The organism is Phenylobacterium sp., from assembly GCF_035944335.1.
Lineage (GTDB): Bacteria > Pseudomonadota > Alphaproteobacteria > Caulobacterales > Caulobacteraceae > Phenylobacterium.
Map to the genome: position 1 here is coordinate 58,309 of NZ_DASZBG010000072.1, position 13,289 is coordinate 71,597.

12 protein-coding genes are annotated in these 13,289 nt (G+C 69.2%); all 12 read right to left on the reverse strand.

The genetic code is table 11. The annotated features are described in order from the left end of the window. Nucleotides 1-28: 28 nt before the first annotated feature. Nucleotides 29-2,170 (reverse strand): polyribonucleotide nucleotidyltransferase, encoded by a 2,142-nt coding sequence (pnp, locus tag VGT80_RS11925; RefSeq protein ID WP_327456060.1) that lies wholly within the window; start codon nt 2,168-2,170, stop codon nt 29-31. 256 nt (nt 2,171-2,426) lie between these two features. After that, complete coding sequence (rpsO, locus tag VGT80_RS11930) at nt 2,427-2,696, reverse strand: 30S ribosomal protein S15 (RefSeq protein WP_327456062.1); 270 nt, start codon at nt 2,694-2,696, stop codon at nt 2,427-2,429. Next, nucleotides 2,668-3,645, reverse strand: a complete 978-nt coding sequence (truB, locus tag VGT80_RS11935) for a tRNA pseudouridine(55) synthase TruB (RefSeq protein WP_327456064.1) — start codon at nt 3,643-3,645, stop codon at nt 2,668-2,670. Before truB ends, rpsO begins: the two co-directional genes overlap by 29 nt. Further along, nucleotides 3,645-4,100: a 30S ribosome-binding factor RbfA gene (rbfA, locus tag VGT80_RS11940; RefSeq protein ID WP_327456066.1), complete on the reverse strand. Its 456-nt coding sequence runs from the start codon at nt 4,098-4,100 to the stop codon at nt 3,645-3,647. Before rbfA ends, truB begins: the two co-directional genes overlap by 1 nt. Nucleotides 4,101-4,229: 129 nt before the next feature. Beyond that, nucleotides 4,230-5,015 carry a dienelactone hydrolase family protein gene (locus VGT80_RS11945; protein WP_327456068.1) on the reverse strand — a complete coding sequence of 262 codons (786 nt, stop codon included), beginning with the start codon at nt 5,013-5,015 and terminating at the stop codon, nt 4,230-4,232. A 37-nt stretch (nt 5,016-5,052) separates the two neighbouring features. Beyond that, entirely contained in the window at nt 5,053-5,559 is a 507-nt protein-coding gene (locus VGT80_RS11950; protein WP_327456070.1) for a hypothetical protein, read from the reverse strand. Between the two features lie 53 nt (nt 5,560-5,612). Beyond that, nucleotides 5,613-6,404, reverse strand: a complete 792-nt coding sequence (locus VGT80_RS11955) for a hypothetical protein (RefSeq protein ID WP_327456072.1) — start codon at nt 6,402-6,404, stop codon at nt 5,613-5,615. A 139-nt stretch (nt 6,405-6,543) separates the two neighbouring features. After that, entirely contained in the window at nt 6,544-9,546 is a 3,003-nt protein-coding gene (gene infB, locus VGT80_RS11960) for a translation initiation factor IF-2 (protein WP_327456074.1), read from the reverse strand. Nucleotides 9,547-9,638: 92 nt separating this feature from the next. Next, entirely contained in the window at nt 9,639-10,265 is a 627-nt protein-coding gene (locus tag VGT80_RS11965) for an RNA-binding protein (protein ID WP_327456076.1), read from the reverse strand. 23 nt (nt 10,266-10,288) lie between these two features. Then, nucleotides 10,289-11,992 carry a transcription termination factor NusA gene (gene nusA / locus VGT80_RS11970; RefSeq protein ID WP_327456078.1) on the reverse strand — a complete coding sequence of 568 codons (1,704 nt, stop codon included), beginning with the start codon at nt 11,990-11,992 and terminating at the stop codon, nt 10,289-10,291. Nucleotides 11,993-12,004: 12 nt separating this feature from the next. Beyond that, nucleotides 12,005-12,541 (reverse strand): ribosome maturation factor RimP, encoded by a 537-nt coding sequence (rimP, locus tag VGT80_RS11975; protein ID WP_327456080.1) that lies wholly within the window; start codon nt 12,539-12,541, stop codon nt 12,005-12,007. Between the two features lie 137 nt (nt 12,542-12,678). Next, nucleotides 12,679-13,272, reverse strand: a complete 594-nt coding sequence (locus VGT80_RS11980; RefSeq protein ID WP_327456082.1) for a hypothetical protein — start codon at nt 13,270-13,272, stop codon at nt 12,679-12,681. Nucleotides 13,273-13,289 lie beyond the last annotated feature (17 nt).

A 13,289-nucleotide genomic window follows, 5' to 3' on the forward strand; every position in this document is an offset into this window, starting at 1 on the left:
GATCCGTTCAGCCAATGACGCCTGAAGCCTAGGCCTCGGCGGTTTCCGGCTGTTCCTTCTTGGAGAGGTCTTCGCCGGTCTCCTGGTCGACGACCTTCATGGAGAGCCGGGTCTTGCCGCGATCGTCGAAGCCCAGGAGCTTCACCTTCACGGCCTGGCCTTCCTGCAGGACGTCGGAGACCTTGTCGACGCGCCGGTCGGCGATCTGGCTGACGTGCACCAAGCCATCCTTCGAGCCGAAGAAGTTCACGAAGGCCCCGAAGTCGACGATCTTCACGACCTTGCCGGTGTAGATCTGGCCCACCTCGGGTTCGGAGGCGATGCCCTTGATCCACTCGCGGGCCGCATCGATCTTCGACTGCTCGGCGGCGGCGATCTTGATCGTGCCGTCCTCGCCGATGTCGATCTTGGCGCCGGTCTCGGCGGTGATCTCGCGGATCACCTTGCCGCCCGAGCCAATCACTTCGCGGATCTTGTCGACCGCGATCTTCATGGTCTCGATCTTCGGCGCGAACTCGCCCAGGTGGGCGCGCGGCGCCTCCATGGCCTTGTCCATTTCGCCCAGGATGTGCTCACGACCGCCCTTCGCCTGCTCGAGGGCCTTCTTCATGATCTCCTCGGTGATGCCGGCGATCTTGATATCCATCTGCAGCGAGGTGATGCCGTCGTGGGTGCCGGCCACCTTGAAGTCCATGTCGCCGAGGTGGTCCTCGTCGCCCAGGATGTCGGAGAGCACGGCGAAGCCGTCCTTCTCCAGGATCAGGCCCATGGCGATGCCGGAGACCGCCTTCTTCAGGGGCACGCCCGCATCCATCAGCGCCAGCGAGGAGCCGCAGACCGAGGCCATCGACGAGGAGCCGTTGGACTCGAAGATCTCCGAGACCAGGCGGATCGTGTAGGGGAAATCCTCCTCGCTCGGCAGCATCGGTCGGATGGCCCGCCACGCCAGCTTGCCGTGGCCGACCTCGCGCCGACCCGGCGCGCCCATGCGGCCGGTCTCGCCCACCGAGAAGGGCGGGAAATTATAGTGCAGCATGAACTTCGCGTAGGACTTGCCCTCCAGCGCGTCGATCAGCTGCTCGTCGTCGCCGGTGCCCAGCGTGGCCACCACCAGCGCCTGGGTCTCGCCGCGGGTGAACAGCGCCGAGCCGTGGGCGCGGGACAGAACGCCCACTTCCGAGACGATCGGACGGACCTGGTCGACCTTGCGGCCGTCGATGCGGATGCCAGTGTCGAGGATGTTGCGCCGCACGACGTCGGCTTCCAGCTCCTTGAACACCACGCCCAGCTTTTCGGGCGCGACGCCCGTCGGGTTGGCGTCCGACTTGGCGAACTTTTCGCTCGCCTTGGCCTTGGCCTTGGCGACCGCGTCCTGGCGCTCGCCCTTGGCCACGATCTTGTAGGCGGCGGCGAAGTCCTTGCCGATCAGCTTCTTCACCTCGGCCTTGAGCGCGTCGGTGTCGTCCGGCTGGAAGTCGAAGGGCTCCTTGGCGGAGTGTTCGGCCAGCTCGATGATCGCGTCGATCACCGGCTGCATGCCCTTGTGGGCGAAGGTGACGCCGCCCAGGACCTGCTCCTCGGAGAGCTCCTGGATCTCGGATTCCACCATCATCACCGCCTCGGCGGTGCCGGCCACGACGAGGTCCATCTTGGACTCTTTCATCTGGTCGAGGGTCGGATTGAGGATGTACTCGCCGTCCACGAAGCCCACGCGGGCCGCGCCGATCGGGCCCATGAAGGGGGCGCCGGAGATCACCAGGGCGGCCGAGGCGGCCACCAGGGCGACGATGTCGGGATCGTTCTCGAGGTCGTGGGCGAGCACGGTCGCCACCACCTGGACCTCGTTCTTGAAGCCCTTCACGAACAGCGGCCGGATCGGCCGGTCGATCAGACGCGAGGTCAGCGTCTCCTTCTGGGAGGGCGCGCCTTCGCGGCGGGGGAAGGAGCCCGGGATCTTGCCCGCGGCGTAGAACTTCTCCTGGTAGTTCACCGTCAGGGGGAAGAAGTCCTGGCCGGCCTTGGCGGTCTTGGCGAACACGGCGGTCGCCAGGACCATGGTGTCGCCGTAGGTGGCCAGCACCGCGCCGTCGGCTTGACGGGCCATGCGGCCGGTTTCGAGCGTGAGCTTCTTGCCGCCCCACTCGATGGTCTTGCGTTTGATGTCGAACATTTTGATGTCTTTCTCATCCCGCGGGCGGATTCCCAGGCGGGGGCGGACAGGGCGTCGGGTTTCCGAAATCCTCTCCAGTCGAACAGGCGGAATGAGGATTTCTGTTGAACCCTCGGCGTACGTGCGGGCCCGACTGGGCCCTTGGAGCGCCGCATTGGAATCCCCCGGCCTGTTACGGAGGAGCGGCGATAGCTTCATCTCCCGATCGCGCCTGGCCGAGGCCGCTGGCGGGGTTCGGGAAATGTAAGGGTCCGGCCTAGCGGCGCAGACCCAGCTTTTCGATCAGCTGCTGATAGCGGGCTTCGTCCGACTTCTTCAGGTGATCGAGGAGCGACCGGCGCGCGGAGACCAGCTTGAGCAGGCCCCGGCGCGAGTGGTTGTCCTTCTTGTGCGTCTTGAAGTGCTCGGTGAGGTTCGAAATCCTTTCGGACATGATCGCCACCTGGACTTCGGCGCTGCCCGTGTCCGCGTCGCCGCGGGCATGGGACTTGATGACTTCAGCCTTGCGTTCGGCCGTAATCGACATCGGATTGATCTCCGCTCTTTTCAAGATGGAAGACCCGCGACGGTTCGAGCCGGCCGGCGCGCATCTCGCAGAGGGCGACCACCGATCCGCCCGCCATGGCTGAAACGGTGCGCGAGCCCGGCTTGAGCCTGGCTTTCACCGCTTCGACCTGTCGGGGAACGAGAACGATCGGCCGTCCCTGCTTCAATCGAAAGGCGTCTTCATCGGTCACGGCCAGCGCCGGGATGTCGTCCAGCGCGGTCTCGACCGGAAGCAATGCCTCCGATTGGCGGGCCTTATGCCCCAAATCCTCAAGATATTCCAGCGTCACCGCAGATTCCGCGGCGAACGGCCCGACGCGGGTCCTGCGCAGGTCGCTGACGTGGCCGCAGGCGCCGAGCATCTCGGCGATGTCGCGGACGATGGCCCGGACATAGGTGCCCTTGCCGCAGTCGATCTCCAGGGTGACGTGATCGGGGTCGGTCGCTTCGACCAGCCGCGCGTCGTGGACCGTGACGATCCGGGCCGCCAGCTCGACCGTTTCCCCCGCCCGGGCCAGGTCATAGGCGCGCTCGCCGTCGATCTTGATGGCCGAATAGGCCGGCGGGACCTGGCTGATCTCGCCCACGAAGCGCGGCAGGAGGGCCGCGACGGCCTCCGGGCTTGGCCGCACGTCCGAGACCGCCAGCACGGCGCCTTCACGGTCCAGCGTCGTGGTGCTGCGGCCCCAGGCGATGGTGAAGCGATAGGCCTTGTCCGCGTTCATCAGGAACGGGACGGTCTTGGTGGCCTCGCCCAGCGCGATCGGCAGGATGCCGGTGGCCAGCGGATCGAGGGTGCCCGCGTGGCCGGCCTTCTGGGCGTTGAACAGCCGGCGCACGCGGCTGACCGCCTGGGTGGAGCCGAGGTCGTAGGGCTTGTCGAGGTTGATCCAGCCGGAGACGGCCTCGCCCTTCCGGCGGCGGCCCATCAGTCCTCATCCTTCCACGAGCCCGAAGGTTCGTCGGCCTCGAGGTCGCGGCGCACCAGATCCTTTTTGACCTTGGGATCGTCGAACAGGCGGTTCATCCGCGCCGCGGCGTTGAAGCTGTCGTCGTGCAGGAACTTCAGGTCCGGGGTGAACTTCATGTCGATCGTCCGGCCCAGCCGTCCGCGCACGAACTTGGCGTGGCGGTTCAGGCCGTCGACCACCTCCGGCGCATGGCCGCCGCCCAGTGGCTCCACGAACACCATCGCGTGGCGCAGGTCGGGGCTGACACGGACCTCGGTGACCGTCACCGAGACGCCCTCCAGGGCCGGGTCGGTGATCTCGGACTCGCGCAGGATCTCGACCAGCGCATGGCGCACCAGCTCGCCGGCCCGCAGCTGACGCTGCGAGGGCCCCTGGGGCGCGGCCGGGCGGCCGTTGTTGGCGTGGCGTGACATGGCGAAGTCCTCGAAGCCTGGAGCGCGGATCGGACGCGGCCCTCAGGGGAAGCGGCGGCTTCTAGGCGCACGCTGTCGCGAAGTCCAGCCTCTCCCGCAGAAGCCGGGCGAGGGTCGACGACTGGCGACTCAAGCCCCCGTTCTCTCTTTGAAGAAGGCGATCACCCGCTGCTCGGCGGCCTTGGTGGGGCCGGTCTCGGCGAGGTTCAGGGTCAGGACCGAGTGGGCGTGCTTCAGCGGACCCGGCTTGGCGGTGTCGTCCTCCAGCTCGATGGCTTCGAACCGGTCGCCGAACTCGCGCTTCAGGGTCTCGAACCGGGCGGCGGTGACGAAGGGGTCGCCCTTGAAGCGCAGGCCGATCATCGAGAGGTCCTCCTCCTCGAACCGGCGCTTGGCGCAGGCGATTTCGGCGGGCGAGGCGTCGACGCCGGCGGCGTTCTTCTTGCCGAGCGGCAGGGAGGGTTGCGACAGCACCGGCGCCACCATGGCCGGTTCGGTCATCATGGCCAGCGCGAAGCCGCCGGTGAAGCACATGCCGACGGCGCCCACGCCCTTGCCGCCGCACTCGGCGTGGGCCTTGCGCGCCAGCGCCCTCAGCCAGTCGACGATCGGCGACGACCTGCCGGAGCGCCAGGCGTTGAACTCCCACCGCACGCACATGCCGCTGACCATCGTCAGCATCCCGGCCGGGTGGCTGGCGGGTCGGCCCGCGACCCCGAAAAGCACCGGCAGGAAGACCGTCATGCCCGCCTCGGCGACGCGATCGGCGAAGGCCACGACCGCGGGATGCAGGCCCGGCATCTCGTGGATGACGATGACCGCGGGGCCGGAGCCCCGGCGATAGACGGTCCGTGTCCAGCGCCCGTCGTCGAACTCGGATTTTTCGTAGGCCGACAGAACCGCGTCGTAAGCCATGCCGCCCTCCCTAGTCCGCAGGCGCCAGACTAGCGGCTTACATCTTCAGGCGCAGGTCTTTCACGTCGCCCTCGAAGCCGGTCAGCTTCCAGGTGCCGGCTTCCTTGGTGAACACCAGGGTGCAGGCGCCGTCCTTCTTCTTGGTGGCGCAGACCCGGCCGTCGGGCAGTGGCTTCAGCGCGCTGGCGATCACCAGCGGATTGGGGATCTTTGTGTCGTCGCCATAGCCGTACTGCCGCGCCACCTGGCGGAACACGGCCGGCTGCACCAGCGTGTCGCCGGCGAACTGGGCCAGGCCGGGCGCCAACAGCGAGGCCAGGCCGCCGTAGCGCTTGGAGGCCTTCTGCTCGATCAGGGTCTGGATCTGCTGGGTCAGGGCCGCGCGGTCCACGTGGGCGTCGAAGCTGGCCTGATCGTTGTCGCGGATCGAGAGCAACAGGGCGTGCACGTCATTGGCCGCGCCCAGCCGCTGCACCGAAGCGCAGGCGGCGAGGCTCACGGCGGCGGCGAGGATCAGGGCCGGTGTGAGATTGGGGCGGCGCATCGTCCTCTCAGATAGCAAGGAAAGGCGGCGACTTCACGGCCCCCCGCGGCGTCCTAGTCAAACACCTGGCCGAGGTCAGCGGGCGCCGCCCCCTCCTTCAGGCTGCGCAGCTCCACATAGATGACGCCGAGGGCTACGACGGCCACGGCGTGGGCCAGGCTTTTCAGCACAGCGGCGATGACGATGCGGGTCGGCGACAGGATCATTTCCTCGAAGGGGAAGCCCGACCAGCGGTAGTGGTAGCCGTAGGCGTGTCCGCCGCCGACCCCCCCGATGATCGAGCTCGCCACCGCGGCGATCAGGAAAAGGCCCAGGAGGCGCCAGCGGTTGTCGCGGGTGAGGTCCGCGCTGCGCCCGAAGACCTCGGTGATGCCGCTCCGTTCGACCAGCAGCGCCGGGGCGGCGACGCACCAGGCGAGCGCCAGCATGATCCCCGGCACGACCAGCAGGACCAGGCCCACGCAGACGCCCAGGAGATAGAACAGGTTCACCGCGAACAGCGGCAGCATGAACTTCAGGCCCGCGAGGACGACCTCCCCCGGCGCGGCGGCCCGGCCGCCCAGTTCACCCATCGTCACCGCCAGCAGGCTCACCTCAAGGAAGGCGGCGATGAGCAGCGAGACCAGGCCCGCGCCCCAGAAGGTCGGATGGTGGAACACGCCAAATGGCTCGGCGATGTCCAGCCAGCGGTTCGCCAGCATCATCGAGCCGGCCGCCGGGACGCCGTAGAGCAGCAGCGCCAGGCCGAAGATCATCAACGGCTGGCGCCCCAGCACCCAGACCGTCCGCTCCGCCACCCGGCCAAGGTCGAGCTTGCGCGGATAGATGTCGTCGAGCGTCGCCATCGAACCCTCCCCGATCCTCAACTCGCTACGGTTGAGCTAACCACGAGTTCCGAAACCGCGCCATCCGCGGCCGGCGATCCACGAAAAAACCCCGGAGGTTCGCTCCGGGGCTTTCGCGTATCTGGCGGTGGCGGCGCGCCTAGAGCGTCCGCTTGACCTCTTCGAGGGTGAAGCACTCGATGATGTCGCCGGCCTTGATGTCCTGGAAGCCCTGGAAGGCCATGCCGCATTCCTGGCCCGACTGCACCTCGTTGACCTCGTCCTTGAAGCGCTTGAGGGTCTGCAGCACGCCGAGTTCGAGCACCACCACGTCCTGGCGGATGATCCGGACCCGGGCGCCCTTGCGGACCACGCCCTCGGTGACGCGGCAGCCGGCGACCTTGCCGACCTTGGAGATGTCGAAGGCCTGCAGCACCTCGGCGTTGCCGAGGAAGGTTTCCCGCTGGATCGGCGCCAGCATGCCCGAGAGCACGCCCTTGATGTCGTCGATCAGGTCGTAGATCACCGCGTAGTAACGGATCTCCACGCCTTCCCGCTCGGCCAGTTCGCGGGCCTGTTTCGAGGCGCGGACGTTGAAGCCGAGGATCGGCGCGCCGGCCCCCTTGGCGAGCAGCACGTCGCTCTCGTTGATGGCGCCTGCGCCGGACAGGATGATCCGGGCGCGGACCTCGTCGGTGCCGAGCTTGTCCAGCGAGCCGACGATGGCTTCGGTCGACCCTTGCACGTCGGCCTTGATCAGCACCGGCAGCTCGGAGACCTTCTTGTCGGTGATCTTGGCCATCATCTCGGCCAGGGACGCGCCCTGGGCCGGCGCGCCGGTCCGCTCGCGCTTCTGGCGCTGGCGGTATTCGGTGAGCTCGCGGGCGCGGGCCTCGTTCTCGACCACGGCGAAGGGTTCGCCCGGATCGGGCGTGCCGTCGAGGCCGAGGATCTCCACCGGGACCGAGGGGCCGGCTTCGGTGAGCTGTTCGTCGCGCTCGTTGAGCAGGGCGCGCACGCGGCCCCAGTTGGCGCCGGCCACCACGATGTCGCCGCGCTTCAGCGAGCCGCGCTTGACCAGCACGGTCGCCACGGCGCCGCGGCCGCGGTCCAGCTGGCTTTCGATCACCACCCCGTCGGCGGTGCGGTCGGGATTGGCCTTCAGGTCCATGACCTCGGCCTGCAGCAGGATGGCCTCGACCAGGTTTTCGAGACCCGTCTTCTTGGTCGCCGAGACCTCGATCGCCTGGGTGTCGCCGCCCAGGCTTTCCACCACGATCTCGTGCTGCAGCAGCTCGTTGATCACCCGGGTCGGATCGGCCTCGGGTTTGTCGATCTTGTTGATCGCCACGATGATCGGGGCGCCGGCCGCCTTGGCGTGCTGGATGGCCTCGATCGTCTGGGGCATGACGCCGTCGTCGGCGGCCACCACCAGCACCACGATGTCAGTGACGTTGGCGCCGCGCATCCGCATGGCGGAAAAGGCGGCGTGGCCGGGGGTGTCCAGGAAGGTGACCCGCTGGCCGCCCTCCAGGCGCACCTGATAGGCGCCGATGTGCTGGGTGATGCCGCCGTGCTCGCCGCCCGCCACATCCGTCGAGCGCAGCGCATCGAGCAGGCTGGTCTTGCCGTGGTCGACGTGGCCCATGACGGTGACCACCGGCGGCCGGGGCAGCAGGTGATCGTCCACGTCCTCGGCGCCGATGAAGCCGGCTTCGACGTCGGCCTCGGACACCCGGCGGACCGTGTGGCCGAACTCGGTGGCCACCAGCTCGGCGGTGTCGTTGTCGATGATGTCGTTGATCTTCAGCATCACGCCCTGACGCATCAGGAACTTGATGACCTCGGCGCCGCGCGTGGCCATGCGGTTGGCGAGCTCGCCCACCGTGATCACGTCGGGGATGACGACTTCGCGGGCCGCGCGGGCCTGCTCCTGGGAGCCGCCCTTGCGCTTCTCGCGCTCGCGCTCTCGGGCCCGGCGAACTGAGGCCAGCGAACGCATACGCTCGACGCTCTCCTCGTCGCCGCCGGCCACCGCCTGGATGGTCAGGCGGCCTTCGCGCCGCTGCGGCGCGCCGCGGACGCGGGAGATGGCCTTGGTCGGCGCGGTCTTGCGACGATCGTCTTCGGCGTCGTCGGGCCGCCGGTCCATGTTGGCGGAGCCGGGACGCGGCGCCTGGCGCGTGGCGCGCTGGATCTCGGGCGTGGCGGGCGGAGCGGCCGGGCCGATCCTGGGCGCGGCGCCGCGCGGACCGCCGGGGCGGGCGCTGTCGCGCGGACCCGCCGGACGCGGGGCCAGCGCCGAATACCGGACCGTGCCTTCGGGGCGCGGACCGCCGCGGTCGTCGGCGCGCGGGGCGCGGTCGCCGGCCGGGCGCGGGGCCCGGTCGTCGCGCGGCGGGCGGCCGGCGTCGTCACGGCGCGGCGCGCGCTGGTTGAAGGTCGCGCCCTCGAAACGCGCCGACGGCGGCTGGGGTCGATAGGTGGTGGTCGAGGCCCGGTCGTCGCGGCGGTCGGCCGACGGCTGGTAGGTGCGGGTCTGGCTGCCCAGGGGCTGCTGGCGCGGTTCGGCGCCTTGGCGCGGCGCCGCGGGCGCCCCCGAGGCCTGGGCTGCGGCCTGGGTTGCGGGAGCTTCCGCCGGCTCGGCGGCGGGCGCTTCGGCTGCGGCGGGTTCGGCGGCAGGGGCTTCCGGCGCGGGCGCCGCTTCGACCGGCGGAGCCGGGGCGGCTTCGGCGGCCGGCGGGGCGCTGGCCTTGGCCTCCGCGTCGGCCTCGGCGCGGGCGCGGTCTTCGCGGGCCCGGCGCTCGGCGGCCTGTTGTTCCTGTTGCTGGCGTGCGGCCTCGATCACCCGTTGGCGCGCGGCGCGTTCCTCGGCGGAGAGGCCATCGGCCGGCGCGGCGGGACCGCGCGGCGCGGACGGCCCGGCGGGCGCGCGGGTCTCGATCACCCGCTTCTCGGCCGATGACGGCGCGGCGAGGTTGCCGGCCGGCGCGGTGTGGGTGCGCGGGCGCTTGGTCTCGACGACCACCGTCTTGGAACGGCCGTGGCTGAAGCTCTGCTTCACCGTACCTGCGCTGACCGATCCGGCCCCGCGGGGCCGAAGGGTCAGAGGCGGACGCCCGCCAGGGGTAGGGCCGCGGCCATTGTTGTTGTCGTCGCTCATGCGCTCGCTTTACTCGGCGACCGGAAAAGGCCCGGTCATACAGATCGAAAATCCAATGCCGACGACCGGGACTATGAATCCCGGTTCGCCGCTTAAGGCTCCTCGCGCCAACTCGCAGGAAGGAGCGGGCAAAAGCCCGACAACCGATGGACGTCCTGCGCCCAACGATCGGCGGCTCGCCCCGCAAGGAAGGCGGTGTGTATCACATTCTCCGCGCCTAAGGCCAAACCCAATTCGGCGGCCGTGAAGACGCCGATCAGGCCCGGAACCCTGGGCTGTTTTCGGGCTGTCGCCCAAAGCTTGCGGCGGCCGTCGGCCGCGCCGTCCGCCGCCTCGACCAGCCAGGCGGCCTTGCCCGATGAGAGGGCCTTGGAAACCTTTTCGAAGCCTGAGGTAATCTCGCCGGCCTTGCGTGCAAGGCCCAGGCCCGCCAAAAGCCGCCGCCGAAGCAGATTTTCCACCTGATCGGCCAGCGTGGCGGGGGCGGAAACCTTGGCCTTGGCCGCCCGGGCGAAGAGGTTCTTCCTGGCCGCGGCCTCCACCGAGGCGCGGTCGGCCGCGACCCAGACGCCCCGCCCGGGAAGCTTGCGCGCCAGGTCCGGGACCACGACGGCGTCGGGTCCCGGGACAAAGCGGATCAGCCTCTCCTCCGCCATCACCTCGCCCGAGACGATGTCGCGGCGTTCGCGGTCGCTGGCGGCGAGGGTGGCGGCGTTCAAGGCGAACTCCGGCGAGATCGCCTTCAGGCGTCCCGCGCCTCTCCGGCCATCTCGGCTTCGGCGAAGGCTTCGGTGTCCTCGACCGCCTCGCCCGCTTCGGCCTCTTCCGGCTCCGGCTCCGGCTCGGCTTCCACCCAGCCCATGGCCACGCGGGCGCGCATGATCAGCAGCTCCGCGTCCGCCGGATCGAGGTTGAAGCTTTCGAGGACGCCGGTTTCGCGGACCCTCTCGCCGTTCTTGGATTCGTACCAGCCGCGCAGGTCGTCGGGCACCAGGCCGGCGAGGTCCTCGACCGTCTTCACGCCGCCCTCGCCCAGGGCCACGGCCATGGGCAGGGTCACGCCTTCGATCTCGATGAGGCCGTCCTCGACGCCCAGTTCGCGGCGCTTCGCGTCGTACTCGGCGGCTTCCTTGGAGAGGTAGTCGGTCGCCCGCGCCTGGATCTCCTCGGCGGTGTCCTCGTCGAAGCCTTCGATGGCCGCGATCTCGGAGGGCTCGACATAGGCCACGTCCTCGACGGTGGCGAAGCCTTCGGTGACCAGCAGCTGGGCGATCACCTCGTCCACGTCGAGCGCTTCCTGGAACAGGGCGGTGCGTTCGGCGAACTCGCGCTGCCGGCGCTCGCTTTCCTGGCTCTCGGTGATGATGTCGATCTGCCAGCCGGTCAGCTGGCTGGCCAGGCGGACGTTCTGGCCGCGGCGGCCGATGGCCAGCGACAGCTGCTCGTCGGGGACTACCACTTCGACGCGGTTGTCCTCCTCGTCCATGACCACCTTGGAGACTTCCGCCGGGGCCAGGCCGTTGACGATGAAGGCCGGGTCGTCCGGGCTCCACTGGATGATGTCGATCTTCTCGCCCTGCAGCTCGGCCACCACCGCCTGCACGCGCGATCCGCGCATGCCGACGCAGGCGCCCACGGGATCGATGGATGAGTCGTTGGAGACCACCGCCATCTTGGCGCGGCTGCCCGGGTCGCGGGCCACGGCGCGAATCTCGATGACCCCGTCGTAGACCTCCGGCACCTCCTGGGCGAACAGCTTGGCCATGAAGCCGCCGTGCGCGCGGGAGAGCAGGATCTGCGGGCCCTTGGTCTCGCGCCGGACGTCGTAGATGTAGCAGCGGATCCGGTCGCCGATGTTGAAGTTCTCGCGCGGGATCGACTGGTCGCGGCGCATGATGCCCTCGCCGCGGCCGAGGTCGACGATGACGTTGCCGTATTCGACGCGCTTGACCACGCCGTTGACGATCTCGCCGACCCGGTCCTTGAACTCCTCGAACTGGCGCTCGCGCTCGGCCTCGCGGACCTTGCCCATCACCACCTGGCGGGCCATCTGGGTCTGCACCCGGCCGAACTCGAAGGGCGGCAGGGTCTCTTCGTAGGTCTTGCCGATCTCGGCCTGCTTGTCGGTGCGCTTGGCGTCGGCCAGGCGGATGATGCCGGCCGGCTCCTCGAACGGCAGCTCATTGCCTTCCTCGTCCACGCCGCCGCCGAACACGGCGTCGTCGGCCACCACGGTCACCACGCGGGTGATGGTGGTCTCGCCGGTCTTGGGATCGATGTGCACGCGGATGTCGTGCTCGGCGCCATAGCGCGAGCGGGCGCCCTTCTGGATCGCCTCCTCGATCGCCTCGATGACGATCTCCTTCTCGATCGACTTTTCGCGGGCGACGGCCTCGGCGATGGTCAGTAGTTCAAGCCGGTTGGCGGAAATGCCGGTCAGGCTCATGGGGGTCTCTCTCTATTCAGGAGTGTCTTGGTGTTGCAGGCGGGCGGCCCGGGATTGGGCGCCGCGTTTCATCAACTCGTCGGTCAGCACCAGCTTGGCCTCGACGATCCAGGCCAGCGGCACCAGCGTGGTCTCGGCCTCGCCCTCCAGATCGAGGGCGATGTTGTCGCCATCCACGCCGGCCAGCACGCCGCGGAACCGCTTGCGGCCCTCGGCCAGCCGGTCGAGCTCGAGCTTGGCTTCGAAGCCTTCGTAGGCCTCGAAATCCTTCTTGCGCGTGAGCGGCCGGTCGACGCCGGGCGATGAGACCTCGAGGACATATTCCCCGCTGACCGGATCGGCGGCGTCGAGCACCTCGGAGAGCGCGCGCGATAGCTTGGCGCAATCCTCGATGACCATCTCGCCATCCGGCCGCTCGGCCATGATCTGCAGCCGCCGGCGCTCCGAGCCGCCCATCAGGCGCAGGCGGACCAGCTCGTAGCCCGCCGCCTCGGCCACGGGGTCGAGCAGTTCCAGCAGCCTCTGATCCTCGGCGGTCTTGCCGCGCATGGGGGCCGAACTCCGGCAAAGAAAAAAGCGGCCGGGCCGGAGCCCGCCGCTCGTAGGCGCCTTACAGCGCTAACGGACGATGTTGAGGGGAATATAGGACTTTCAGAGGGGCTTGTCAGCCCTCAATGAGTCCCGCGTCAGTTCGCGCCCGCAGCGCCCACGGACAGGGACGCCAGGAAATTGTCGCCCAACGCCTCCGACGGGGCGACGACCTTCGTGCTCAGCTTGGCGAGCTTCTCCGGGGAAAGCCGCATGTAGCTCAGCGTGTAGACGCGGCCGTCGCGCCTTATCGTGCGGGTGATCATCAGGTCCCCGCCCTGGAACTCGCGGCGGTCCTCCTGGACGGCGGTGGGCCCAGACCCGATCACCCGGCAGCTCGCCGTGATGCCGGTCGCGCCCGCGGCCCTGGCCGGGCCGCACAGGGCCGGAAGATCATCATGGGGCGTCCGGAAGCTCATCACCATCGCCGTGTAGGTGGCCCCAAGGTCATGAACGGTCCAGGCGTCGTAGCCGGCGACGTCCCGGAAATTCGGCGGCACGGGCAGGGGCGGCGCGCCGGGCGCGCGCGGCGGGGGCGCCGCCCCAGGCCCCGACTCCACCGTGGTGTGCATCTTGACCGGCGCGCTCGGGAAGACGACCGACACGCCGTCGCCCAGCGCGACCTTGACCTGAGCCGACGCCAGCGTCGGCAGGACAGCGCCCAGCACGCCCGCCATCACAGCCCACCGCATGCAAAGTCCCCCGCAAT